22 protein-coding genes are annotated in these 23,401 nt (G+C 45.9%); 15 read left to right on the top strand and 7 right to left on the bottom strand.

Annotated features, from left to right (window positions below; translation table 11 throughout):
* Positions 1 to 53 precede the first annotated feature (53 nt).
* On the top strand, positions 54 to 236 hold the full coding sequence (locus M1M80_RS15555) for a sporulation protein Cse60 (RefSeq protein WP_003223398.1): 183 nt from the start codon (positions 54 to 56) through the stop codon (positions 234 to 236).
* Between the two features lie 36 nt (positions 237 to 272).
* On the opposite strand, the gene opuD is transcribed toward M1M80_RS15555, so the two are convergent.
* Both opuD and M1M80_RS15545 read right to left on the bottom strand, forming a co-directional pair.
* Entirely contained in the window at positions 273 to 1,811 is a 1,539-nt protein-coding gene (gene opuD, locus M1M80_RS15550; protein ID WP_080429050.1) for a glycine betaine transporter OpuD, read from the bottom strand.
* Positions 1,812 to 1,998: 187 nt separating this feature from the next.
* Entirely contained in the window at positions 1,999 to 3,261 is a 1,263-nt protein-coding gene (locus M1M80_RS15545) for a BaiN/RdsA family NAD(P)/FAD-dependent oxidoreductase (protein WP_032731979.1), read from the bottom strand.
* Between the two features lie 205 nt (positions 3,262 to 3,466).
* On the opposite strand from M1M80_RS15545, the gene murJ reads away from it, so the two are divergent.
* Complete coding sequence (gene murJ / locus M1M80_RS15540) at positions 3,467 to 5,101, top strand: lipid II flippase MurJ (protein ID WP_003237946.1); 1,635 nt, start codon at positions 3,467 to 3,469, stop codon at positions 5,099 to 5,101.
* Positions 5,102 to 5,169: 68 nt separating this feature from the next.
* The gene (locus M1M80_RS15535) at positions 5,170 to 5,889 is read left to right on the top strand and encodes a pseudouridine synthase (RefSeq protein WP_019259212.1); all 720 of its coding nucleotides are present in this window, start codon (positions 5,170 to 5,172) and stop codon (positions 5,887 to 5,889) included.
* Positions 5,890 to 6,009: 120 nt separating this feature from the next.
* Here the strand turns inward: M1M80_RS15535 and M1M80_RS15530 are convergent, their stop codons facing one another.
* Positions 6,010 to 6,231, bottom strand: coding sequence for a DeoR family transcriptional regulator (locus M1M80_RS15530; protein WP_003152337.1), 222 nt, complete (start codon positions 6,229 to 6,231; stop codon positions 6,010 to 6,012).
* Positions 6,232 to 6,518: 287 nt separating this feature from the next.
* Here M1M80_RS15530 and M1M80_RS15525 point away from each other — a divergent pair, with 287 nt between their 5' ends.
* Together M1M80_RS15525 and M1M80_RS15520 are read left to right on the top strand one after the other, a co-directional pair.
* Positions 6,519 to 7,229, top strand: coding sequence for an ABC transporter ATP-binding protein (locus M1M80_RS15525; RefSeq protein WP_060399299.1), 711 nt, complete (start codon positions 6,519 to 6,521; stop codon positions 7,227 to 7,229).
* On the top strand, positions 7,226 to 8,383 hold the full coding sequence (locus M1M80_RS15520) for an ABC transporter permease (protein ID WP_060399298.1): 1,158 nt from the start codon (positions 7,226 to 7,228) through the stop codon (positions 8,381 to 8,383). The genes M1M80_RS15525 and M1M80_RS15520 overlap by 4 nt, the downstream gene beginning before the upstream one ends.
* A gap of 39 nt (positions 8,384 to 8,422) precedes the next feature.
* Here the strand turns inward: M1M80_RS15520 and pbuO are convergent, their stop codons facing one another.
* Positions 8,423 to 9,721 carry a hypoxanthine/guanine permease PbuO gene (gene pbuO, locus M1M80_RS15515; RefSeq protein WP_003237938.1) on the bottom strand — a complete coding sequence of 433 codons (1,299 nt, stop codon included), beginning with the start codon at positions 9,719 to 9,721 and terminating at the stop codon, positions 8,423 to 8,425.
* A gap of 96 nt (positions 9,722 to 9,817) precedes the next feature.
* Between pbuO and pepV the strand changes: the two genes are divergently transcribed.
* Positions 9,818 to 11,209 (top strand): dipeptidase PepV, encoded by a 1,392-nt coding sequence (gene pepV, locus M1M80_RS15510; protein ID WP_060399297.1) that lies wholly within the window; start codon positions 9,818 to 9,820, stop codon positions 11,207 to 11,209.
* A gap of 33 nt (positions 11,210 to 11,242) precedes the next feature.
* On the opposite strand, the gene cysK is transcribed toward pepV, so the two are convergent.
* Positions 11,243 to 12,178: a cysteine synthase A gene (gene cysK, locus M1M80_RS15505; RefSeq protein ID WP_060399296.1), complete on the bottom strand. Its 936-nt coding sequence runs from the start codon at positions 12,176 to 12,178 to the stop codon at positions 11,243 to 11,245.
* Positions 12,179 to 12,326: 148 nt separating this feature from the next.
* On the opposite strand from cysK, the gene thpR reads away from it, so the two are divergent.
* From thpR to M1M80_RS15480, 5 genes are all read left to right on the top strand, one after another.
* A complete protein-coding gene (gene thpR / locus M1M80_RS15500; protein WP_019259208.1) occupies positions 12,327 to 12,878 on the top strand; it encodes an RNA 2',3'-cyclic phosphodiesterase in 552 nt (183 codons plus the stop codon).
* A gap of 25 nt (positions 12,879 to 12,903) precedes the next feature.
* On the top strand, positions 12,904 to 13,818 hold the full coding sequence (locus tag M1M80_RS15495; protein ID WP_060399295.1) for a hypothetical protein: 915 nt from the start codon (positions 12,904 to 12,906) through the stop codon (positions 13,816 to 13,818).
* A gap of 48 nt (positions 13,819 to 13,866) precedes the next feature.
* Positions 13,867 to 14,796, top strand: coding sequence for a YegS/Rv2252/BmrU family lipid kinase (locus tag M1M80_RS15490; RefSeq protein WP_003237929.1), 930 nt, complete (start codon positions 13,867 to 13,869; stop codon positions 14,794 to 14,796).
* Between the two features lie 25 nt (positions 14,797 to 14,821).
* Positions 14,822 to 16,978, top strand: a complete 2,157-nt coding sequence (pulA, locus tag M1M80_RS15485) for a type I pullulanase (protein ID WP_060399294.1) — start codon at positions 14,822 to 14,824, stop codon at positions 16,976 to 16,978.
* Between the two features lie 179 nt (positions 16,979 to 17,157).
* Positions 17,158 to 17,955, top strand: a complete 798-nt coding sequence (locus M1M80_RS15480; RefSeq protein ID WP_029316881.1) for a phosphotransferase family protein — start codon at positions 17,158 to 17,160, stop codon at positions 17,953 to 17,955.
* Here the strand turns inward: M1M80_RS15480 and M1M80_RS15475 are convergent, their stop codons facing one another.
* Positions 17,956 to 18,234: a YtzH-like family protein gene (locus M1M80_RS15475; protein ID WP_003237926.1), complete on the bottom strand. Its 279-nt coding sequence runs from the start codon at positions 18,232 to 18,234 to the stop codon at positions 17,956 to 17,958.
* Between the two features lie 204 nt (positions 18,235 to 18,438).
* On the opposite strand from M1M80_RS15475, the gene trmB reads away from it, so the two are divergent.
* The 3 genes from trmB to M1M80_RS15460 all read left to right on the top strand — a co-directional run bounded on the left by trmB (position 18,439) and on the right by M1M80_RS15460 (position 21,777).
* Complete coding sequence (gene trmB / locus M1M80_RS15470) at positions 18,439 to 19,080, top strand: tRNA (guanosine(46)-N7)-methyltransferase TrmB (protein ID WP_003237925.1); 642 nt, start codon at positions 18,439 to 18,441, stop codon at positions 19,078 to 19,080.
* A gap of 68 nt (positions 19,081 to 19,148) precedes the next feature.
* A complete protein-coding gene (locus M1M80_RS15465) occupies positions 19,149 to 19,994 on the top strand; it encodes a YtnP family quorum-quenching lactonase (protein ID WP_060399293.1) in 846 nt (281 codons plus the stop codon).
* An 82-nt stretch (positions 19,995 to 20,076) separates the two neighbouring features.
* Positions 20,077 to 21,777 carry an NAD-dependent malic enzyme gene (locus M1M80_RS15460; protein WP_060399292.1) on the top strand — a complete coding sequence of 567 codons (1,701 nt, stop codon included), beginning with the start codon at positions 20,077 to 20,079 and terminating at the stop codon, positions 21,775 to 21,777.
* Between the two features lie 50 nt (positions 21,778 to 21,827).
* Here M1M80_RS15460 and M1M80_RS15455 read toward each other — a convergent pair whose 3' ends face one another.
* Positions 21,828 to 22,145 (bottom strand): PepSY domain-containing protein, encoded by a 318-nt coding sequence (locus M1M80_RS15455; RefSeq protein WP_060399291.1) that lies wholly within the window; start codon positions 22,143 to 22,145, stop codon positions 21,828 to 21,830.
* Positions 22,146 to 22,303: 158 nt separating this feature from the next.
* Here M1M80_RS15455 and M1M80_RS15450 point away from each other — a divergent pair, with 158 nt between their 5' ends.
* Positions 22,304 to 23,377: a M42 family metallopeptidase gene (locus M1M80_RS15450; protein ID WP_003237919.1), complete on the top strand. Its 1,074-nt coding sequence runs from the start codon at positions 22,304 to 22,306 to the stop codon at positions 23,375 to 23,377.
* The last annotated feature ends 24 nt before the right edge of the window (positions 23,378 to 23,401 follow it).

Genomic DNA, 23,401 nt, shown 5'->3' with positions numbered 1-23,401 from the left:
TCATAATGCTGTTCCAAACGGAATAGATTGGTAGAGAAAGGAGAGCGGATAAGATGCTGAAGGTAGCGGTATTTGATGAAGAGCATGAAAAAGACCTACAGACGGAAATCAATTCATTTCTAAAAGGGATATCGGAGGAGCAGCTGATTGATATCAAATATACGGTTTCGGCGGCGTGCGATCCAGACGGCGAGCAGCTTTACTGTTTTTCCGCCCTTATTTTATATCGCAAATAAAAAGATCTTTCCGCGGGCGCGGAAAGATCTTTTTTGTTAATAAGCCTTTTTCACTCTTGGACTTCTCGGTTTATCGATTTTCTCCGCTTTTCTGATCTCTCTTCGTTCTTTTGAGAGTGATTTATAAAGAGCGGCAATCATCAGCAGGATGACGATAGAAAACGGCAGTGCTGCCAGAATCGCTGTGTTTTGCAAAGCGGCAAGCCCGCCGGAATATAGGAGCACAGCCGCCATGGCGGACTGAATGATGCCCCAGCTGAGTTTCACAGAGTTCGCCGGGTTTAATGAACCGTACGACGTCTGCATGCCCAGCACGAATGTCGCTGAATCAGCAGATGTGATAAAGAATACAGCGATCAGAACCAATGCAAGGATCGATGTTACCATTGTCAGCGGATAGTGATCAAGTGTTCCGAACAGCATCGTTTCAGTTGACATCTTTGCCACATTGAATGTGCCTTTCTGCTGAAGATCCATGGCTGATACGCCAAAAATAGAGAACCATAGAAATGCCAAAATACAAGGTGTCACCAAGACGCCGATTAAAAATTCGCGGATCGTCCGGCCTCTGGACACACGGGCGATGAAAATGCCGACAAATGGTGACCAGGAAATCCACCATGCCCAATAGAAAATTGTCCAGCCGTTAATCCATTCGCGTTTTTCAGGATCGTTCGGTGCCAGTCTGAAGCTCATTTGAACGATATTTTGAATATATTGTCCGATAGAATCTGTAAATGAGTTCATAATCAGCACAGTAGGCCCGACGACGAGCATAAACAGCATTAACAATCCGGCCAATGCCATGTTGATGTTGCTCAGATACTTAATGCCTTTTCCGAGGCCGCTCCACGCAGAAAGTAAAAAGAGCACTGTCACAATGGCAATTAAAATAAATTGAACGGCAAAGTTATTCGGAATGCCGAACAGGTAATTCAAACCGCCGTTAATTTGGGTTGCACCGAGACCAAGACTCGTCGACACTCCGACAACAGTGGCGAAAACAGCAATACAGTCAATCAATTTGCCGATCGGGCCGTTTACTTTATCGCCGAGAATCGGTGACAGCGTGCTGCTGATTAATCCGGGAGCGCCTTTACGGAATTGGAAATAGGCGATGCATAATGCCACGACGGCATAAATGGCCCAAGCATGCAGACCCCAGTGGAAAAACGTATAGCGGAGCGCATCTCTGAAGGCTTGGGCGGTTTCTGTTTCACCTGATGGAGAGCTAATTGCGTAATGGCTGATCGGTTCAGCCGCACCATAGAATACTAAGCCGATTCCCATGCCTGCGCTGAACAGCATGGCAAACCATGATAATAACCCGAATTCCGGTTTTTCATCGGGTTTTCCGAGTTTGATTTTTCCGATCGGGCTGAAAATCAAAAAGAGACAGAACCCGACAAACAAAGAGACAACTAAAAGATAATACCAACCAAATGAATTGGTGATAAATGCTTGTGCGGATTGAGACACGTTTTGCAGGCTGTCAGGAGAAATAACGCCCCACAATACAGCTGCAGCTGTGATAACAATCACAATCCAAAATACACTAGATATATGTTTCAAAATTTCTCACCCTCTAAATTTTTGTGTACGCCTATATCTTGCTCGTAGGCTTAGTATGGTCGTACGCTGGCAGATCATCCCTCTCTTAAAATTACCCCGCAATCAGGTGAAACAAAACAAGTCCCACCCTAACATGAATGCGGATAATGTTCAAATGTTCGGTTTATGGTAAGAGTTTAAAAAGTAATGGTTAAGAACGGGCGAATTGTCCGGCATTGAGCCCCGCGAGTCTGCCTGTTACAAGGGCGGACGTAATATTGTATCCGCCTGTATAGCCGTGGATATCCAAGATTTCGCCGCAAAAATACAGGCCCTCCATTTTTTTAGATGCCATCTTTTTCGGGTCAATTTCTTTTACAGATACCCCGCCACCCGTTACAAATGCCTTATCAAGAGACAGCGTGCCGTTTGCGAGAACGGTAAACTGCTTGCAGTCCTTTACAAATTGTCTGAAAGGGTCCTTCGGCAGCTCAGAATACGATACGTTCGGAGAGATGCCGTTTTTTTCGAGCAAGAATAGGAGATAGCGCTCCTGCATCCAAGGCTTCAGTACGTTTTTAATGGCTTTTTTCGGTGCTTCCTTCAGTTCTTTGTACATCTTTTGGAATAGCGTTTCTTCATTGATATCCGGATACAAGTCAATTCTGATCGGCACTTGAGGCTGTTTTTTCAGCTCTTTTACGACAAATTGGCTGCATCTGAGAATGGCAGGTCCCGAGAGGCCGAAATGGGTAAACAGCATGTCCATTTTATGTGTGATGATCGGTTTGCCTTTTTTATTTAACACACTGACGGCGACATCTCTTAGTGATAAGCCCTGAAGTGTTTTTTGCTTAATGAACGGTTCGGAAGATGTGACAGGAACCTCTGTCGGAAACAGCTCTGTTACAGTATGGCCTGCGGCTTCAGCCCATTCATAGCCGTCTCCCGTGCTTCCGGTATGAGGCACACTTTTACCGCCGACAGCGATAATGACTGCCTGGCTATGGATCATTTCGCCGTTATTCGTCACAATCCCTGCTGTCTGTCCATCTTCATATATGACAGATTTAATTTTCTCGTTCGTTCTGATCGTTACGCGGAGCTGTTTCAGCCTGTTTAACAGCGCGTCAACGACACTTTGGGCTTTGTCTGTTACAGGAAACATCCGGCCGTGATCTTCTTCCTTCAATTGAATGCCGAGATTTTCAAAAAACTTGATAATGTCTTCGTTATTAAATTCAGAAAACGCGCTGTATAAAAACCGCCCGTTGCCGGGGATGTGCTTAATAATTTCTTCCACAGGAAGGCGGTTCGTCACATTGCAGCGGCCGCCCCCGGAAATCGCGAGTTTTCGGCCTAATTTATTTCCTTTATCTATCAGCAAAACATCAGCGCCCTGTTCTCCTGCTGCAATTGCAGCCATCAAGCCTGAAGGGCCTCCGCCAATTACGATTACGTCATACTGTTTCATCTTTATCATCAACTTTCTTTTTCCATTTCGTATGCGAACACCCCGTCCGCAGTACTATTATAGCGAAAGAAAGCCTCTCCTTAAACGTCTTTTGCCGCGAACCTGAATCGTTCACAAGATTGCTTTTGTATTTATTACCGTCTAAATGCCCAGTTGTGGTAAAATAGAAAAGTTGAATCTTCGTAGAAAATGGTGATGAAGAAACATGTCAAGCAAACTGTTAAGAGGCACGTTTGTGTTAACGCTCGGTACATATATATCACGGATTCTGGGAATGGTCTATTTAATTCCTTTCAGCATTATGGTCGGAGCGACAGGCGGTGCATTATTTCAATACGGATACAACCAATATACTTTATTTTTGAATATTGCTACGATGGGCTTTCCTGCTGCCGTTTCTAAATTTGTTTCCAAATATAATTCCAAAGGGGATTATGAAACAAGCAGAAAAATGCTCAAGGCGGGCATGTCGATTATGCTTGTCACAGGAATGATTGCCTTCTTCATTCTGTATTTATCAGCGCCGATTTTTGCGGAAATATCGCTGGGAGGCAAGGATAATAACGGCCTGACAATTGACCATGTCGTTTATGTCATCCGCATGGTCAGCTTAGCGCTTTTGGTCGTGCCGATTATGAGCCTTGTCCGGGGATTCTTTCAAGGGCACCAAATGATGGGGCCGACAGCCGTTTCCCAAGTCGTTGAACAGATTGTCCGCATCATCTTTTTATTAAGTGCGACATTCTTAATTTTGAAGGTTTTCAACGGCGGCCTTGTAATCGCTGTCGGTTATGCGACCTTCGCAGCGCTGATCGGCGCCTTCGGAGGACTGATCGTGCTGTATATTTATTGGAACAAACGGAAGGGCAACCTATTGGCGATGATGCCGAATACGGGGCCGACAGCAAACTTAAGCTACAAGAAAATGTTCCTCGAGCTGTTCAGCTATGCCGCTCCGTACGTTTTTGTCGGACTAGCCATCCCTTTGTATAACTATATTGATACAAATACGTTTAACAAAGCAATGATTGAAGCCGGCAATCAAGCCATCAGCCAGGACATGATGGCGATTCTTACCCTGTATGTGCAGAAGCTCGTGATGATCCCGGTTTCCCTTGCAACTGCTTTCGGACTGACATTAATTCCAACGATTACTGAATCGTTTACAAGCGGAAACTATAAACTGCTGAATCAGCAGATTAACCAAACGATGCAGACGATCCTGTTTTTAATTATTCCGGCTGTTGTCGGGATCTCTGTATTGGCAGGGCCGACGTATACATTCTTTTACGGGTCAGAAAGCCTGCATCCTGAACTGGGGGCAGACATTCTGCTTTGGTATTCGCCAGTTGCGATTTTGTTCTCTTTGTTTACGGTCAACGCAGCCATTCTGCAAGGAATCAATAAACAAAAATTTGCGGTTGTCAGCCTTGTGATCGGCGTTGTGATCAAGCTTGTGCTGAATGTTCCGCTGATCAAGCTGATGCAGGCTGACGGTGCGATTTTAGCAACGGCGCTTGGATATATCGCTTCGCTTTTATACGGATTTATCATGATTAAGCGCCATGCAGGCTATTCGTATAAGATATTAGTCAAACGGACTGTTTTGATGCTTGTCTTGTCAGCCATTATGGGTATAGCCGTGAAAATCGTACAGTGGGTATTAAGCTTCTTTATTTCCTATCAGGATGGTCAGGTGCAAGCTGCGATCGTTGTGGTGATTGCGGCCGCTGTTGGCGGAGCTGTCTACCTGTATTGCGCCTACCGGTTAGGATTTTTGCAGAAAATATTAGGCCGCCGTTTGCCCGGTTTCTTAAAGAGAGGCAGACATGCCGGCTGATGAACAAGATATGAAGAAATAGAGGGCTCGCATGCTGCGGGCTTTCTTTTATAAAGGAGAGATTAGGAATGAGGCTTGATAAGCTGCTTGCCAACAGCGGATATGGTTCCAGAAAAGAAGTCAAAGCCGTTGTGAAGGCGGGGGCTGTCATGGTTGACGGCAAACCGGCCAAAGATGTAAAGACGCACGTTGATCCTGATACGCAGGAGGTAACCGTTTACGGAGAACCGATTGATTACCGGGAGTTCATTTATCTCATGATGAATAAGCCGCAGGGAGTGCTGTCGGCTACTGAGGACAGCCGTCAGCAAACAGTGGTTGATCTGCTGACGCCGGAAGAGATGAGATTTGAGCCGTTTCCGGCCGGCAGGCTTGATAAAGATACAGAGGGCTTTTTGCTGCTCACAAACGACGGCCAGCTTGCACATCGACTTTTGTCGCCTAAAAAGCATGTTCCAAAAACGTATGAAGTCCATTTAAAATCACAGATTTCGCCGGAAGATATCTCCGATTTGGAAGCGGGTGTCTACATAGAAGGCGGCTATAAAACAAAGCCGGCAAAAGCGGAAATCAAAGCAAACGACAACGGCAATACCGTGATATACCTGACGATTACAGAAGGAAAATACCATCAGGTCAAGCAGATGGCTAAGGCTGTCGGCAATGAAGTGATTTATCTGAAGCGGCTTTCGATGGGGCGTGTTTCCTTGGATCCTGCCCTGGCGCCGGGAGAATACCGTGAGCTTACAGATGAAGAACTTAAGTGGCTGAACGAGCCGCAAGCATGAAAAAACCCCGCATACCGAATGCGGGGTTTTATTTATAAGCACACAAAAACAAGGCTCAGAAGTTTCTTCGCCCCGTATCTATCAGGCCGCTCTCAGGCGGCCCTATGTAATTTTTCAAATTTATGAGGTAATCTTTACTTTCTTTCTCGTTGTCTCCCACTTGCCACGGCTTGGACTATGAACAAGATCATTGTATGCCAACACATTTAAGTCTCTTTGAATCGTTCTAGGTGTAATGCCGAATTCGTCAACCAGTTCCTGTGTTGTCACAAGACCTTTTTCTTGGATAAACATGTAAACTGATTTGATTCGAGTTAGCATACGGTTTGTTGAAGGTTTCAAAAAACCACTCCCTATCATAAGATCGGATGGACTTGACTAACCACAACTCACGACTATCAACTGCGTACGAAATAGCAACAAAGGCAGACATCTATTGTTTTAGATAATTCGCCCTCATTATACACGATATCGCAATGATGAATCTAGGGATAACTCCTATTAATTTTTTCCAATTTTAGTTGGGCAGCCATCCTTGTTGGATTACTATGTATTTCGGCTCAATATTATTATGGTTAAAGAAACTTTTTTTATTCTGTTTCGTAGTAAATTTTGGAGGTGAGTGAGATTTGACAGTATTACTTGAAGCTTCGATAGAGCAGGCCGGGTACACAAGCCGAAAAAAAGTGCTCACCGATGTGTTTTTGGAAGTCGGAAAAGGCGAGCTTGTCGGGTTAATCGGAGCTAACGGCGCCGGAAAAAGCACCGCAATCAAGGCGATACTCGGCCTCTCAGAAGACTTTAAAGGGCATATTGCCTGGAATGACTGTTCATTTGCATATATTCCGGAGCATCCGTCCTTTTACGAAGAACTGACGCTGTGGGAGCATTTGGACCTGATCAGCACGCTGCACGGTATTGAGGAGAGTGAATTTGCGCCTCGGGCCGAACGCCTGCTGCAGACGTTTTCGCTTGATCATGTTATGCATGAGCTGCCTGTCACTTTTTCAAAAGGCATGCAGCAAAAACTGATGCTTATACAGGCTTTTCTCTCTAAGCCGGATATGTATGTGATCGATGAACCATTTATCGGACTTGATCCGATATCGACGAAACGCTTTGTGGACATGCTTAAGGCTGAAAAAGAACGGGGAGCCGGCATCCTTATGTGCACACACGTACTCGATACGGCAGAAAAAATTTGCGATCGGTTTTACATGATTGAGAAAGGATCTTTATTTCTCCAAGGCACGTTAAAAGATATTCAGGAGCAGACTGGATCAGAGGAGCAGTCATTGCTTGACTGTTTTTATCAGGCAGTCCAAGGTGATTGGTTATGAACGGGCGATCGCTCTTTTTTCGAAGGCTGCTTGACTATTACAGGTATCAGTTTAAGGTATTGCATGCGGTCATTGACTGGACAGTCGCTCTCTACATTGTTTTGCCGGCGCTTGCTTTTGTCATCTATCAGTATTTTGATTTGATGAACGGAAGAGGCCTTATTTATGAGTGGTCTGAGGTGTTGGAATGGAGATGGCTGTACGCTGTATGCGTGCTGATCGTGTGTACAGGCTCGATCCATACGTTTTTATTGGAAGCGGACAAAGTGTTTTTGCTGCAAAAGAAAGAGATAATCTATCAGCTAAAACGGCATGCGCTGGTGTATTCTTTTTTGGTCACGCTGGCCAAATGGCTGCTGCTCTTTTTCATTGTCCTTCCCTTTATCAGTCATTCTGTTCATATCACATTGGCAGAAGGCACTGCTCTATTGTGTTACCTGTTTGGCCTTCATACATTCTTTTTATCCTTAAAGCAAGACAGGATCAGAAAGCCGCGCTCCATTTCGAGACGGATTGCCGAAATTCTTCTCAGAGCTGTTCTTTTCTCTGGTTCTGCTGTCCTGATCGTTTTCACTGAGTGGCGTTTGCTTACGCTCATTGGCATTTTGTTTTTGATTTTTGCATTCGTCCGCGGTTTGACCAAGGCAGCTTCGTTCTCGGCTTTTGAAGCAGAGGTGACTGAAGAGAAAAAAAGCAGGTTGGCGCTTGCCGGGCTTGTGATGATGATGAGCCAGGAGGCGGGAATCCCGAAAGTGAAAGACAGGATGAGAAGAAAACCGTTATTATACCGGAATTCAAGAAGGATATTTAAAAGTCGAACGGTCTGCACTGGCTATAAGGAATTGTTTTTTAAAGTCATGCTGAGGAATGGCGAGTATACGAGGCGGATGTACATGCTGTTGTCAGCAGTCATCATTCTAATCTTTATGACCCCGATTTGGCTGAAGCTGATTGCGCTGCTGGTGTATACAATCGTTTGCCGTTATATCCTTACGCTTATCTTTGACAAAGTGATGGATGCGCCTATTTTAATTGGAGCCGATAAGGAAAGTGATGAGTATTACCGGGCCAGAAAAAGCTGTATACACACGCTGCATTATGCGTTTGTCGCCTGCTGTTTTTTAGCGGCCGCTGTCTCTTTATGGTTTACATAAAAAAACCCAAACGGCTGGCGTTTGGGTTTTCTGTATGTGTTATAAAATAAACAGCTGGATGAAAAACAGAATGGCGAAAATAATGACGAGCGGATGAATCTCTCTCCATTTTCCCCGCGCTGCTTTTACGATCGGATATGAAATAAAGCCAAGTGCAATTCCTGTAGAAATGCTGGATGTCAAAGGCATGGCCAGAATGACGAGAAACGCTGGAAATGCCTCGTCCATCTCTTTCCAGTTCATATTGGAAACCGAGCCCATCATCAGGCTGCCGACAATAATCAAAGCAGGAGAGGTGATGGCGGCTATGCCGGACAAGGCGCTGACAAGCGGACTAAAAAACATTGAAACCGCAAACATCACCGCAACAGTCAAAGCCGTAAGCCCAGTTCTTCCCCCAGCTGCGACACCAGCGGAAGATTCGATAAATGCAGTCGTCGGACTTGTGCCGAAAACAGCTCCTACTGTCGTCGCCGTTGAATCGGCAAGCAGCGCTTTTCGCACGTTCGGAAGCTTGTTATTCTTCATTAGCCCGGCTTGCTCTGCAACACCGATCATCGTGCCGGTCGTATCAAATATCGTTACCAAAAGAAAAGAAAAGACAACAGCGTACAGGCCGTGGTGAACGACATCGCCAAAAGCGGAAAATGGATTTGAGATGATCAATCCTTCCGGCAAATGAGGAAGTGACATAAAACCCTTCGAAAAATGCAGCTGGCCGGTAAAAAAGGCGATCAAAGCGGTAGCTGCCATTCCGATAAATAAAGCGCCGCGTACATTCAGCACCATCAGAACCACACTGATCAAAAGGCCGATCAGCGTTAAAATAACACCAGGTGAATGCAGATTGCCGAGAGTAACCAGGTTTGACTCATCAGCCGCCACAATTCCCGCCTGCCGCAAACCGATAAAAGCAATAAACAGCCCGATCCCTGTTGTGATCCCGTATTTTAAATTGTTTGGAATCGCTTCTATAAGTTGTTTTCTTAAAGGCGTTAACGATAGAATAATGAAGAGAACCCCTGCTGTAAATACTGCGCTGAAAGCTGTTGCGTATGTGATGCCGCCATCGCTTGCGCTTACGACATGAAAGGCTAAATAAGCGTTCAAGCCCATGCCGGGCGCAATAGCAATCGGATAATTTGCTGCCAGGGCCATCCACAGCGTTCCGACAATGGAGGCAATAATCGTTGCGGTGAAAACCTGGTCGAAAGGAACTCCGGCGTTAGCCAGAATGACCGGATTAACCACGACGATATAGACCATTGTGAAAAAGGTCGTCAGCCCTGCTATGATTTCTTGCTTTATGGACGTTTGCTGCTCTTTTAGATGAAACATAGTATCCTCCAATTACGAACGTTTTAACAAAACACCATTAATATTATTCGTTTTATTTGGTTTTTGCAAGTCATTTCTTGCGGAAAGGGGATCGTTATGAACTGGGAAGTTGAAGTGATCAGAAAAAAAGAGGATTTAATTCGTGATACGCAGGAATTTTTGAAAATCAACAGTGTAATGGATGAAACAACCGCCGGACCCGGCAAACCATTTGGAGAAGGAGTAAACGCCAGCTTGACTTCATTGCTGGAGCTTGGAGAAAAAGAAGGCTTTACAACAAAAAATCTTGACGGCTTCGCAGGCCATATTGAATGGGGCGAGGGCGATGACATTGTCGGCGTACTTTGCCATGTTGACGTCGTGCCGCCAGGAGACGGCTGGACGAGTGATCCGTTTTCAGCTGATATCCGCAACGGACGGATTTATGCAAGGGGCGCCATTGATGACAAAGGTCCGACGATGGCGGCATTCTACGCGCTGAAAATCGTGAAAGACATGAATCTGCCGCTGTCCAAGCGTGTCAGAATCATTATCGGAACAGATGAAGAAAGCGATTGGAGATGCGTGGAGCATTATTTCAAGCATGAAGAAATGCCAACGCTGGGATTTGCGCCTGACGCCGATTTTCCGATTATTAACGCTGAAAAAGGGATCATTGATGCTTCTTTACTTATCCCGCACTGCTCAAACCAAGCCGATTCAGAGGCAGTGCTTGTATCGTTTCAGTCAGGCCTTCGCTTGAATATGGTGCCTGACGCTGCAGAAGCTGTCATTGAAGGGCCGAAAAAAGAAGAGATTCTTGCTTCATTTAAAAACATGCTTCGCACGACAGATCAAAAAGGGGAAGCTGAAATAAAGAACGGCCAGCTTATTTTGCGTATGTACGGGGTTTCCTGCCATGCGATGGAACCGAACAATGGAATCAATGCCGGCATTTTATTATGTGAATTTCTGCAGCAGGCTGAGCTTGACGATGCAGGACAGCGGTTTGTGCAAGTCGTGACAGACAAGTTCTCAAACGATACAAGAGGGAAGAAACTGAACATCGACTGCGAGGATGAAATCAGCGGCGAGCTGACATTAAATGTCGGAACACTGCGCTATACGGATGGGCAAGGAGGCGAGCTCGGGATCAATATCCGCTATCCTGTGACAGCAGAAAGCAATGTGATCCGCGATGCATTCGAGAGCGCGTCTGAATTTGAGCTTGGTGAATTCAAAGACAGCAAGCCGCATCATGTGTCAGCAGACCATCCGTTAGTCAAAACCCTGCAAAAGGTCTATGAAGGCCAGCTGGGCAAAAAAGCTGATTTAATCTCAATCGGCGGGGGGACTTATGCCAGATCTTTAAAAGCAGGTGTCGCGTTCGGCCCGCTCTTCCCCGGACGTCCTGACAGCGCACACCAAAAGGATGAATATATTGAAATCGATGACCTGCTTAGATCGACAGCGTTATATGCGCAGGCAATCTACGAACTTGCAAAATAAAAGGACCGGCTTCTTCTGAAGCCAGTCCTTTTTTTAAACAAATGACCATAAATCAGTTGATAAATACCGTTCTCCCGTATCGGCTGTCATGCAGACCACAACTTGGTCAGGAGAGAGGCGTTTTGCTGTTTCGATTGCCGCGAAGCAGGCAGCACCTGACGAAGGTCCGACAAGAATTCCTTCTTCAGCAGCGAGGCGTCTTGTCGTCGTATAGGCGTCTTCATCAGAGATTTTGATAATTTCATCATATACGTCTTGATTTAAAATCGGTGGAATGAAGCCTGGGCTCGTCCCTACAAGCTTATGCGCGCCGGGTTTTCCTCCGGATAATACAGGAGAACCCGCAGGCTCGACAACATGAACCGTGATATCCGGGAAAAGCTCTTTGAGTGCTTCACCTGTTCCGGTAATGGTTCCGCCCGTTCCGGAAGAGGCGACAAAAGCGCCGAGCGGTTTTCCGATTTCCTCTATTGCCCGGGCAATTTCAGGCGCCGTCGTTTTCCGGTGCGCGTCAGGATTAGCGGAGTTATCGAACTGCATTGGGATATAGCTGTTCGGAATTTGTTCGGCTAGCTCCTTCGCTTTTTTGATGCTGCCAGGCATTCTTTCCGCTCCGGGTGTTAATACAACCTCTGCGCCGTAAGCTTTAAGAAGGTTGATCCGTTCCTTCGTCATCGTATCAGGCATGACTAAGATCGCTTTATATCCGCGTGCCGCCGCATTCATGGCGAGCCCGATTCCAGTATTTCCGCTTGTTGGCTCTATAATAACTGAGCCCGGCTTGAGCAAACCGTTTTGTTCTGCTTCTATGATCATTTGATAAGCGGCTCTGTCTTTCACACTGCCGCTCGGATTGAAAAATTCAAGCTTTAAATAGACTTGTGCCGCGTTTTCCGGCTGAAGCCGATTCAATCTCACAAGCGGTGTATCTCCTATCAGATCAGCTGTATTTTCAACGATTTTCAACATTGTCATTCCTTTCTGAATAAAACAAGTGTCATATAATATCCTAACATAATAAACGTTTGTGCGAGAGTGTTTTCATACACTGTTCCTCTATCCGCACAGCCTCTTTATTGATAAAATAATAGCTGTTAAAGAAGGGAGTGTCAGACGGATGCCAGATACACGGCCTCATTATTTCATCGGCGTTCCCATTCCTGAGGGAATTGCGAATCCGATTTACCGGGCTGCGAAAAACGAGCCGGTTTTGACGTTTCAAAAATGGGTGCACCCGCTTGACTATCATATTACGTTAATTTTTCTCGGAGCGGCGGATGAGACACAAATCCAGCAGCTTGAGGGTTCGCTTGCTGCGATTGCTTCAGAAACCGATCCGTTTCCGATTGAGTTTGGCAAAATAGATGTATTCGGCGACCGCAGAAGGCCGCGTGTTTTACATCTGGAGCCAAAGAAAAACAGAACGCTTGAAATGTTGCGGGAACATACGAAACAGGCTGTTCTTCAAGCCGGCTTTCAAGTGGAAAAAAGACCGTATCACCCTCATATGACGCTGGCTAGAAAATGGACAGGCGAAGAAGGATTTCCGGCACATGTTCCGTTTGAAAGCGGCGAGGTTTCGATGATGGCTGAACGGTTTTCGCTCTTTCAAATACACTTGAATCAATCACCAAAGTACGAGGAAATATTTAAATTTCATTTATCTTAATTCATTGCGGAGTGGAGAAACAAACATGGCACAAATCATCAAAATTCATGATTATATATCGAGATATGAGCTTGATCCGTACCATTATATAAACCAGTTTGTAAGGCTGAAAAAAGAGCGCTGGCTTTCACTTTTAGAAGCAGCGGAGCGCCAGCATGAAGAAAGACAAGCCAGTGCCGAAGAGCCGGAACCGGTGCAGAAACGAAAAAAATTTTCATTGAAAAGAAGAAAAGAAGAGATAAAAGCCGATATACAAGAAGAGAGACACCAATGGTTTGAGGAAGAAGACGATATACATGTAAGGCTGCCGAAGAGCAGGATGGCGCTTGCTGCATTTTATAAAAGGCATTTATATGACTTTCAGCTCAAATGGGCAAGCTCAACTCTAGCAGAAATATCTCATCTCTCAAACCAGGTGAAGCAGGACCGCATTTTGCGTTATCTGACCCAGCAGCTGCCTGATTCTTATTTCATTATGTATAAGCCCGTGCTGCAAATTCAGCAGGCGGCGGTTGAATTAAGCATTGTGATTATTTCCCCGCTTGACATTTATTGCGTTTCTTTTTTAGAGGCGGAGGAAGACAGTGTGTACATAGGGTCTAAAAATCGTTTTTGGGAGAAGAAAACAGCCTCTCATACTGCATCGGTGTTAAATCCGGGGCTGAGCCTGTTTCGCACTGACTCCGTCGTGTCAAAGATCATAAAGGAAAAACAGGCTGATATTCCGGTTCGAAAATTGCTTCTGAGCAGAACGTCGTACATCGATTACCCCGAGCCGCCATTCGGCTTAGAAATAGCGGATAAGCGGGGCGCGGAGGAATGGATTGAGAGGCAGAAGAAAAACACGGCTCCGATTAAACATCATCAGGTAAAGGCTGCAAAGGCTCTATTGTCTTACTGCATGTCTGACTCCTATCGCAGACAAGAGTGGCTGGAGTAAAAGAGAACGATTTGAGCGGTTTTCTCATAACATAAGCAGGTGAGAAAGATGAGCCATTGGTTTTTTATTATTAATCCGACAGCGGGACATCGAAACGGCCTGCGTGTTTGGAAGTCTATTCAAAAGGAATTAATCAAACGGAAAATTGAGCACCGCTCATTTTTAACTGAACATCCCGGGCACGCCGAAGTGCTCGCCAGACAGATTTCAACGATACAGGAATATAAGCTGAAGCGCCTGATTGTCATTGGCGGAGACGGAACGATGCATGAGGTTGTCAACGGGCTGAAAGATGTTGACGATATAGAACTGAGCTTTGTGCCGGCGGGCGCGTATAATGATTTTGCGCGAGGATTCTCTATTAAAAAAATCGATCTGATGCAGGAAATCAAAAAGCTGAAGCGTCCGTTAACCCGAACCTTCCATTTAGGAAGCGTAAATTTCCTTCAAGATAAATCACACGTTCTTTATTTTATGAATCATATCGGAATTGGTTTTGACGCATATGTCAATAAAAAGGCGATGGAATTTCCTTTGAGACGGGTTTTTCTTTTTCTCCGCCTTCGATTTCTTGTGTATCCGCTTTCCCATTTGCACGCCTCGGCGACCTTTAAGCCGTTTTCGTTAGCCTGTACAACGGAAGGTGAGACGCACGAATTTCATGATGTCTGGTTTGCGATTGTATCCAACCACCCATTTTACGGGGGCGGCATGAAGGCGGCGCCGCTTGCAAATCCGCGCGAGAAGGCATTTGATATCGTGATCGTTGAAAACCAGCCGTTTTTCAAAAAATATTGGCTTTTATGTCTGATGGCATTTGGAAAGCATACAAAGATGGACGGCGTTACGATGTTTAAAACAAAGGACATTACGTTTTACACGAAGGACAAAATTCCGTTCCATGCTGACGGAGAAATCATGGGCACCACCCCGTTTCGTCTGGCATCGAGTCCTTCGCCCCTAAGGATCAAAACATAAACGTGTTTGGAGGAGAGTGCTTCCGATGGTCAGCATCCGCCGAAGCTTCGAAGCGTATGTCGATGATATGAATGTCATTACCGTTTTAATTCCTGCTGAACAAAAAGAAATCATGACACCGCCGTTTCGGCTTGAGACAGATACAACCGATTTTCCTCTGGCTGTCAGGGAGGAATACCGCCTTGAAGGAAAATACAAATACGTCTGCGTATCCGATCATCCGGTGACATTCGGAAAAATACATGCCGTCAGAGCGTCCAGCGGCGACAAAACGGATCTCCAAATTGGCGCGGTCATCCGGACGGATGCGTTTGATGATGCATTTTATTATGACGGAGAGCTGGGGGCTGTTTATACTGCGGATTATACTGAATTTAAAGTATGGGCGCCTGCCGCATCCTCAGCTGCTGTCAAGCTTTCACATCCGAATAAAAGCGGGCGCACATTCCAAATGATTCGGATGGAAAAAGGCGTCTACACCGTTACTGTCACCGGCGATCTCCACGGGTATGAGTATGTGTTCTGTATCTGCAACAATTCAGAGTGGACGGAAACCGTTGACCCGTATGCAAAAGCAGTGACGCTAAATGGAGAGAAGGGCGTCGTCCTGCGCCCGGATCAAATGAAATGGGCTGACTCAGTCAAACCATTCTCAAACCCTGTGGATGCCGTCATCTATGAGATGCACATCCGCGACTTCTCCATCCATAAAAACAGCGGCATGAAAAACAAAGGAAAATACTTAGCGCTGACGGAAACCGATACGCAAACCACAAATGGCTGTTCTTCCGGACTGGCGTATGTAAAAGAGCTTGGTGTTACGCATGTAGAGCTTCTGCCGGTGAATGATTTTGCCGGAGTTGATGAAGAGAAGCCGCTTGATGCTTATAATTGGGGATATAACCCGCTTCATTTTTTTGCCCCGGAGGGAAGCTATGCCTCAAACCCTCATGATCCTCAAACAAGAAAAACAGAGTTAAAACAAATGATCAAAACCCTTCATCAGCATGGCCTGCGAGTCATTCTGGATGTCGTTTTTAACCACGTGTATGAGAGGGAGAGTTCCCCCTTTGAAAAGACAGTGCCCGGTTATTTTTTTCGGCATGACGAATTTGGGATGCCGTCAAACGGCACCGGCGTTGGCAATGACATCGCGTCAGAAAGGCGGATGGCGAGAAAGTTCATTGCGGATTGCGTCATCTACTGGCTTGAGGAATACGATGCGGACGGCTTTCGCTTTGACCTGCTCGGCATTTTAGATATTGATACCGTGCTTTATATCAAAGAAAAAGCAGCTGCGGTAAAGCCCGGAATCCTGCTTTTTGGGGAAGGATGGGATTTGGCTACACCGCTGCCGCATGAACAGAAAGCCACCTTGCCGAACGCTTCAAAAATGCCGGGCATCGGCTTTTTTAATGATACGTTTCGTGACGCTGTGAAAGGGAACACCTTTCACCTCACGGCTGCCGGCTTTGCGCTCGGAAACGGTGAAGCATCTGAAACCGTTATGCATGGGATTGCCGGGTCTTCCGGATGGAAGGCATTAGCACCGGTTGTTCCTGAACCCAGCCAGTCTATCAATTATGTCGAGTCACACGACAATCACACCTTTTGGGATAAAATGAGCGTTGCGCTTTCTCAAGAAACTGACAGCCGAAAGAGAAGCAGGCAAAGGCTGGCTGCCTCGATTATCTTGCTTGCCCAGGGGGTGCCGTTTATTCACAGCGGACAGGAATTTTTCCGGACGAAGCACGGAGTGGAAAACAGCTATCAATCCAGTGACAGCACCAACCAGCTGGATTGGGATCGGCGTGAAACGTTCAAAGAAGATGTTGACTATATCCGCAGGCTGATCTCGCTGAGAAAAACGCATCCGGCATTCCGTCTCAGATCGGCTGCAGACATCCAGCGCCATCTCGAATGTTTGACGCTAAAAAAGCACCTCATCGCATACAGGCTTTATGATCTCGGTGCGGTTGACGAATGGGAAGACATTATCGTCATCCATCACGCGAGTCCGGACTCCATGGAATGGAAGTTGCCAAACGACAAAACGTACCGGCTTTTAAGTGATACATCAGGTTTTCAGCATGACCCGAAAGAAATCAAGAAAGCGGTTGCGGTAAACGGCATCGGAACGGTTATCTTATATTTAGCATCAGATCTTAAGAGTTTTGCTTGACGAAGTTTGTGCTATAGCGCTAAAATTTAAAGGACGGCTATTGATTAGCATATGAGACTCTCAATAGCTGTCTTTTTTATTTTCATACGATTCGTACGAAAAAGGCACTCGCTGGATAGACTAGAGACGATTAGCCTTTATTCTAAAATATTTTAAGAAATGATGGGTTGAACATTGATATGAACTGGTTGGGACAATTACTAGGTAGCGATTGGGAGATCTTCCCCGCCGGAGGAGCTACAGGAGATGCATATTATGCGAAACATAACGGGCAGCAGCTTTTTTTAAAACGTAATAGCTCACCTTTTTTAGCTGTTTTATCCGCCGAAGGCATTGTTCCGAAGCTGGTTTGGACAAAACGGATGGAAAATGGAGACGTCATTACGGCTCAGCACTGGATGACCGGCAGAGAGCTGAAGCCTAAAGATATGAGCGGACGGCCCGTAGCTGAATTGCTTCGTAAAATACACACATCAAAAGCCTTGCTGGACATGCTGAAAAGACTTGGAAAAGAACCGCTGAACCCGGGGGCTCTTCTGTCTCAGCTGAAGCAGGCTGTATTTGCTGTGCAGCAATCTTCGCCGCTGATTCAAGAAGGAATCAAGTATTTAGAAGAACATCTGCATGAAGTGCATTTCGGTGAGAAAGTCGTTTGCCATTGTGATGTCAATCATAATAACTGGCTATTGTCTGAAGACAACCAGCTGTATTTAATTGACTGGGACGGCGCCATGATCGCTGATCCGGCGATGGATCTCGGGCCTTTGCTGTACCACTACGTCGAAAAGCCAGCTTGGGAGAGCTGGCTGAGCATGTACGGCATTGAGTTAACGGAAGGCCTGCGGTTACGAATGGCTTGGTATGTGTTATCTGAAACAATCACTTTCATTGCGTGGCATAAAGCAAAAGGCAATGATAAGGAATTCCATGATGCAATGGAAGAACTGCATATTCTCATGAAACGTATCGTTGAATAATCAGGAATACGAATCCATTTGCTCTACCCATTGAGACAGGCTGTTCTGATGCTCTTGTATGTGTGAGTCGATGGATTTGGATGATATTCCTGATTGGCTGTAACGGTAAACATCTTCCAGCACGTTTTTGAAGTTTGAATCAAGCTCGGTGTTTGCCATCAGCGATTTAATCACACGCTCAAGCTGCTCGTACTCTGCGACGGTTCCGCAGCAGTCCAATTGATGGTCAGTCAATATATCCTTCAATAAATGAACTTGATGCTCATAATGTAAGCCCATAACGGTACACATCCCTTCAGTATCCTACGGGTTAAATTGTTCAAAACAGAGCGTTTTTATACATGTGAAAGGAGTGTTCCGGCAGACAGGAACCTCTTTTTTTATATGCTCAGCCTTAGCAGGCACACTGGAAAAACGAGCTTGCGGGTCTTTTTAATTCATGGTATGTTGTTAGTCGAAATAATAGATAGAGGTGTCAATCATATGAGAATGCGCCACAAGCCTTGGGCTGATGACTTTTTGGCTGAAAACGCAGATATTGCCATCAGCAATCCTGCTGATTATAAAGGAAAATGGAACACAGTGTTTGGCAATGACAATCCGATCCATATCGAGGTTGGGACAGGGAAAGGGCAATTTATTTCTGGAATGGCCAAACAAAATCCAGACATCAATTATATTGGGATTGAGTTATTTAAAAGCGTCATCGTGACAGCCGTTCAAAAAGTAAAAGACAGTGAAGCGCCGAATGTAAAGCTTCTGAATATAGATGCGGACACGCTGACAGATGTGTTTGAGCCGGGTGAAGTCAAACGGGTCTACTTGAACTTTTCTGATCCTTGGCCGAAGAAACGCCACGAAAAACGCCGTCTGACGTATTCCCACTTCCTCAAAAAATATGAAGAAGTGATGGGAAAAGGCGGAGCGATTCATTTTAAAACGGACAACCGCGGCTTGTTTGAGTACTCTTTGAAGAGCTTCTCCGAGTACGGCCTGCTGCTGACATACGTCAGTCTCGATTTGCATAACAGCAACCTGGAAGGCAATGTTATGACAGAATATGAAGAAAAATTCTCAGCACTCGGCCAGCCGATCTATCGGGCTGAGGTTGAATGGAGAACGTAAAACAGACTCTGACAGGAGTCTGTTTTTTTTATGGGCCGTTTGCTACCATGATGACAGGGGGGATGAAAATGGAAACAATGAAAATCGGAAACATGACGTTAACCTGGCTTGACGGAGGCGTGACACATATGGACGGAGGTGCCATGTTCGGCGTCGTTCCAAAGCCGCTTTGGTCTAAAAAATATCCAGTCAATGAAAAAAACCAGATTGAACTAAGGACAGACCCTATCCTCATTCAAAAGGGCGGGCTGAAGATCATCGTCGACGCCGGAATTGGGTCCGGCAAGCTGACTGATAAACAAAAACGAAACTATGGCGTGACACAAGAATCGAATGTGAAAACATCATTAGCGGCACTTGGATTAACGGTTGCTGATATAGACGTGATTGCTATGACACACCTTCATTTCGACCATGCATGCGGTTTAACGGAATATGAAGGTGAACAACTCATCTCTGTCTTTCCGAATGCAGTGATTTATGCATCAGCTGTTGAATGGAATGAAATGCGCCATCCGAATATCAGATCGAAAAATACGTACTGGAAAGAAAACTGGGAGGCAGTTGCCGGCCAAGTCAAAACCTTTGAAGACACCTTAACGATCACAGAGGGAATTACGATGCATCACACCGGAGGCCATAGTGATGGCCACAGTGTTCTTATATGCGAAGATGCGGGTGAAACCGTCGTACATATGGCAGATCTGATGCCAACACACGCCCACCGCAATCCGCTATGGGTGCTGGCTTACGATGATTATCCAATGACCTCTATACCGCAAAAGCAGAAATGGCAGGCATTCGCAGCGGAAAAAGACGCATGGTTTATTTTTTATCATGATGCCGAATATCGCGCGCTTAAATGGGATGAGGATGGAAGCATCAAAGATTCAGTAAAGCGAATCAAGCAATAGCATATTTTTATGTTTACCCTGCATGATTTCCGGCTAATAATGCAAACCTAGTACTAATTATGCTCAGAAAGGAAGAGGCAGGGTGAAACAATTTACAGTAACAAACGAAGGAGACATTCAAACAACATTAAGAGGCCTTGAAGTACTCTCTGTTCCTTTTTTGAACAAAGGTGTTGCTTTTACTGAGGAAGAAAGAAAAGAACTTGGCTTAAAAGGCTTTCTGCCGCCAAAGGTATTAACGATTGAAGAGCAGGCGAAAAGAGCGTACGAACAGTTTTCCGCACAGCCTGACGATTTGAGCAAAAATGTCTATTTAACAGCACTGCATGATCGGAATGAAACGCTGTTTTACCGCCTGTTAAATGATCATTTAGGGGAAATGCTCCCGATTGTCTACACACCAACGGTTGGAACGGCTATCCAAAGATACAGCCATGAATACAGAAAGCCAAGAGGACTCTATCTGTCAATCGATGATCCGGACGGTATGAGAGAAGCATTTAAACAGTATAAAGATCAAAGTGATACGATCGATTTAATTGTTGCAACTGATGCGGAAGGAATTTTAGGAATCGGTGACTGGGGTGTCGGAGGAATCGCAATTTCTATCGGCAAGCTAGCGGTTTATACAGCGGCTGCGGGCATTGATCCGAGCAGAGTGCTGGCTGTTGTTTTAGATGCGGGGACAAACCAGGAGAGCCTCCTGAACGACCCGCTTTATGTCGGCAACCAGCATTCCAGAGTGCGCGGGGAACGCTATGACCAATTTATTGACGATTATGTTGCGCTGGCAAGAGAAACATTTCCAAATGCACTGCTGCATTGGGAGGATTTTGGAGCGAAAAACGCGCGCAGCATTTTGAAACGTTATAAAGAAAAAGTGTGTACGTTTAATGATGATATCCAAGGTACAGGCGCTGTTTCACTGGCGGCAGTTTTATCCTGTGCAAAAGCGTCTAAAGTGCCACTGAGGGATCACAGAGTTGTGATATTTGGAGCGGGGACGGCAGGAATCGGAATTGCTGAACAGCTGCGGGAAGCATTGGTGCGCGAAGGACTGAGCGAGGAAGAATCATTCCAGCGCTTCTGGTGCATAGACCGAAACGGATTGTTGACAGATGATATGGATCAGCTTCTCGATTTCCAAAAGCCTTATGCCCGACCAGCTGATGAGGTGAAGGATTATCAGCGGAACGGAGAAGGCGGAGGCATTGACCTCGCTGAGGTAGTCCGCCAGGCGAAACCGACGATTCTGATCGGTACGTCTACGGTTTCCGGCGCTTTTACTGAAGAAATTGTAAAAGAAATGGCGTCACACGTAAAACGACCGGCGATTTTACCGATGTCAAATCCGACAACTCTTTCTGAAGCAAAACCGCAGGATTTAATCGAATGGACGGAAGGCCGCGCACTGATTACAACAGGAAGCCCATTCCCTCCAGTAGAATATAACGGCGTGACATACCATATCGGCCAAGCGAACAACGCGCTTGTCTTCCCGGGTCTCGGTCTTGGAACGATTGTCACCAAATCAAAATTAATTACTGACGGCATGTTTGAAGCATGTGCCCGGGCGATTGCAAGTATGGTCAATGTCGGGGTGCCTGGCGCGCCGATGCTTCCGAAAGTAGAGGATTTGCGGACTGTATCGGCAACCGTCGCAGTTGAAGTCGCTAAAACCGCAATTAAGGAAGGCGTTGCGACGGAAGAGCCTGAGGACATCATACAGGCTGTGCAGGACGCGATGTGGTATCCGGTATATAAACCGATTCGCGCGATATAATAAAAAAGAGCCGCTGCATGCAGCGGCTTTTATTTTACGCTTGTCCGGTGTTAAGAGGCGATTGTATCAATGACATCTACAATTTCCCCCGTTTTCGCATCCACCATGACTTCATACTGCTCTAATTCTCCGAAAGATGATCGTGTAATGCCGGTTTTGTACACCTGTACCGTTTCTCCGTTCACATTGTAAGGCTCGGGCTGCGTGTAAATCCATGATCCGTCAATCGGCCCCCGCTGTTTAAAAGCGGATTTTACGATTCGAAGCGCTTTTTCTGAAGAAATATAAGGCTTCATCACATATTGTTTCACAACGACTGCCGTACAAATGCCAAGTCCTGCTCCTAAAAGAAGATGACGCAATTTCAAAATAAAGCACCTCCTGGTTGATCGTACTTTTCATTATACAGAAACCGCCAAATCCTGTTAAGCAATACGCGGCTGTTCGAGCAGATTCGTCCAGGATGCTTGGAAAACTTGATTTTTTCTAATAAAATAAAAGGACTACATAGAAATGAGGGGAAAACATGAATCAAGAAACGAAAGCGCTTTTCCAAACACTGACGCAGCTTCCCGGCGCGCCGGGCAATGAGCATCAGGTTCGTGCTTTTATGAAGCAGGAGCTTGCCAAATATGCCGATGACATCGTTCAGGACAGACTGGGAAGTGTTTTCGGAGTCAGAAAAGGCGAAGCGGGCGCACCGAGAATCATGGTAGCCGGACATATGGATGAAGTCGGCTTCATGGTTACTTCTATTACAGATAACGGGCTGCTCAGATTCCAGACGCTCGGGGGCTGGTGGAGCCAGGTGCTGCTTGCACAGCGAGTTGAAATTCAAACAGATAACGGGCCGGTTCCGGGTGTGATTTCAAGCATACCGCCGCATCTGCTGACAGATGCTCAGCGAAACCGCCCGATGGATATCAAAAACATGATGATCGATATTGGAGCGGATGATAGGGAAGACGCCATCAAAATTGGCATAAAACCGGGACAGCAGATCGTGCCTGTCTGTCCGTTTACGACGATGGCGAATGAAAAGAAAATTTTATCAAAAGCGTGGGATAACCGGTACGGATGCGGCTTGAGCATTGAACTGCTAAAGGAATTGCACGGAAAAGAACTTCCGAACACGCTCTATGCTGGTGCAACGGTTCAGGAAGAAGTAGGACTGAGGGGCGCACAGACGGCTTCCCATATGATTAAACCAGACTTGTTTTTCGCCCTTGACGCAAGCCCGGCAAACGATATGAGCGGTGACAAAAACGAATTTGGCCAGCTTGGTAAAGGTTTTTTGCTTCGCATCCTTGACAGAACGACAGTCATGCACCGCGGAATGAGAGAATTTGTTCTTGATATGGCGGAAACGCATGATATTCCATATCAATATTTTGTATCCGGCGGGGGAACAGATGCAGGCAGAGTTCATATTTCGAACAGCGGCGTTCCGTCAGCGGTTATCGGAATTTGTTCCCGCTACATTCATACGAACGCTTCTATCATTCATATTGATGATTATGCTGCTGCTAAAGAAATGCTTATTAAACTTGTGACAGCCTGCGATAAACAGACGGTTGATGCGATTAAAGAAAATATGTAGGATTACACAAAAGCTTGTTGAACG

The sequence above is a fragment of the Bacillus inaquosorum genome, assembly GCF_023238325.1.
Taxonomy (GTDB): Bacteria; Bacillota; Bacilli; order Bacillales; family Bacillaceae; genus Bacillus; species Bacillus inaquosorum.
The sequence above is the reverse complement of the archived record's forward strand: the minus strand, read 5'-3'. Positions and strand labels throughout refer to the sequence as shown.

Bases quoted from the DNA above. Each gene is read 5' to 3' on its own strand.
- M1M80_RS15555 (WP_003223398.1), top strand. From the start codon at position 54: ATGCTGAAGGTAGCGGTATTTGATGAAGAGCATGAAAAAGACCTACAG.
- M1M80_RS15545 (WP_032731979.1), bottom strand. From the start codon at position 3,261: ATGAAACAGTATGACGTAATCGTAATTGGCGGAGGCCCTTCAGGCTTG.
- M1M80_RS15450 (WP_003237919.1), top strand. From the start codon at position 22,304: ATGAATCAAGAAACGAAAGCGCTTTTCCAAACACTGACGCAGCTTCCC.
- pbuO (WP_003237938.1), bottom strand. From the start codon at position 9,721: ATGTTTCATCTAAAAGAGCAGCAAACGTCCATAAAGCAAGAAATCATA.
- M1M80_RS15490 (WP_003237929.1), top strand. From the start codon at position 13,867: ATGAGCCATTGGTTTTTTATTATTAATCCGACAGCGGGACATCGAAAC.
- pepV (WP_060399297.1), top strand. From the start codon at position 9,818: ATGAACTGGGAAGTTGAAGTGATCAGAAAAAAAGAGGATTTAATTCGT.
- M1M80_RS15475 (WP_003237926.1), bottom strand. From the start codon at position 18,234: ATGGGCTTACATTATGAGCATCAAGTTCATTTATTGAAGGATATATTG.
- thpR (WP_019259208.1), top strand. From the start codon at position 12,327: ATGCCAGATACACGGCCTCATTATTTCATCGGCGTTCCCATTCCTGAG.
- M1M80_RS15495 (WP_060399295.1), top strand. From the start codon at position 12,904: ATGGCACAAATCATCAAAATTCATGATTATATATCGAGATATGAGCTT.
- M1M80_RS15480 (WP_029316881.1), top strand. From the start codon at position 17,158: ATGAACTGGTTGGGACAATTACTAGGTAGCGATTGGGAGATCTTCCCC.
- cysK (WP_060399296.1), bottom strand. From the start codon at position 12,178: ATGTTGAAAATCGTTGAAAATACAGCTGATCTGATAGGAGATACACCG.
- M1M80_RS15535 (WP_019259212.1), top strand. From the start codon at position 5,170: ATGAGGCTTGATAAGCTGCTTGCCAACAGCGGATATGGTTCCAGAAAA.
- pulA (WP_060399294.1), top strand. From the start codon at position 14,822: ATGGTCAGCATCCGCCGAAGCTTCGAAGCGTATGTCGATGATATGAAT.
- M1M80_RS15465 (WP_060399293.1), top strand. From the start codon at position 19,149: ATGGAAACAATGAAAATCGGAAACATGACGTTAACCTGGCTTGACGGA.
- M1M80_RS15520 (WP_060399298.1), top strand. From the start codon at position 7,226: ATGAACGGGCGATCGCTCTTTTTTCGAAGGCTGCTTGACTATTACAGG.
- murJ (WP_003237946.1), top strand. From the start codon at position 3,467: ATGTCAAGCAAACTGTTAAGAGGCACGTTTGTGTTAACGCTCGGTACA.
- trmB (WP_003237925.1), top strand. From the start codon at position 18,439: ATGAGAATGCGCCACAAGCCTTGGGCTGATGACTTTTTGGCTGAAAAC.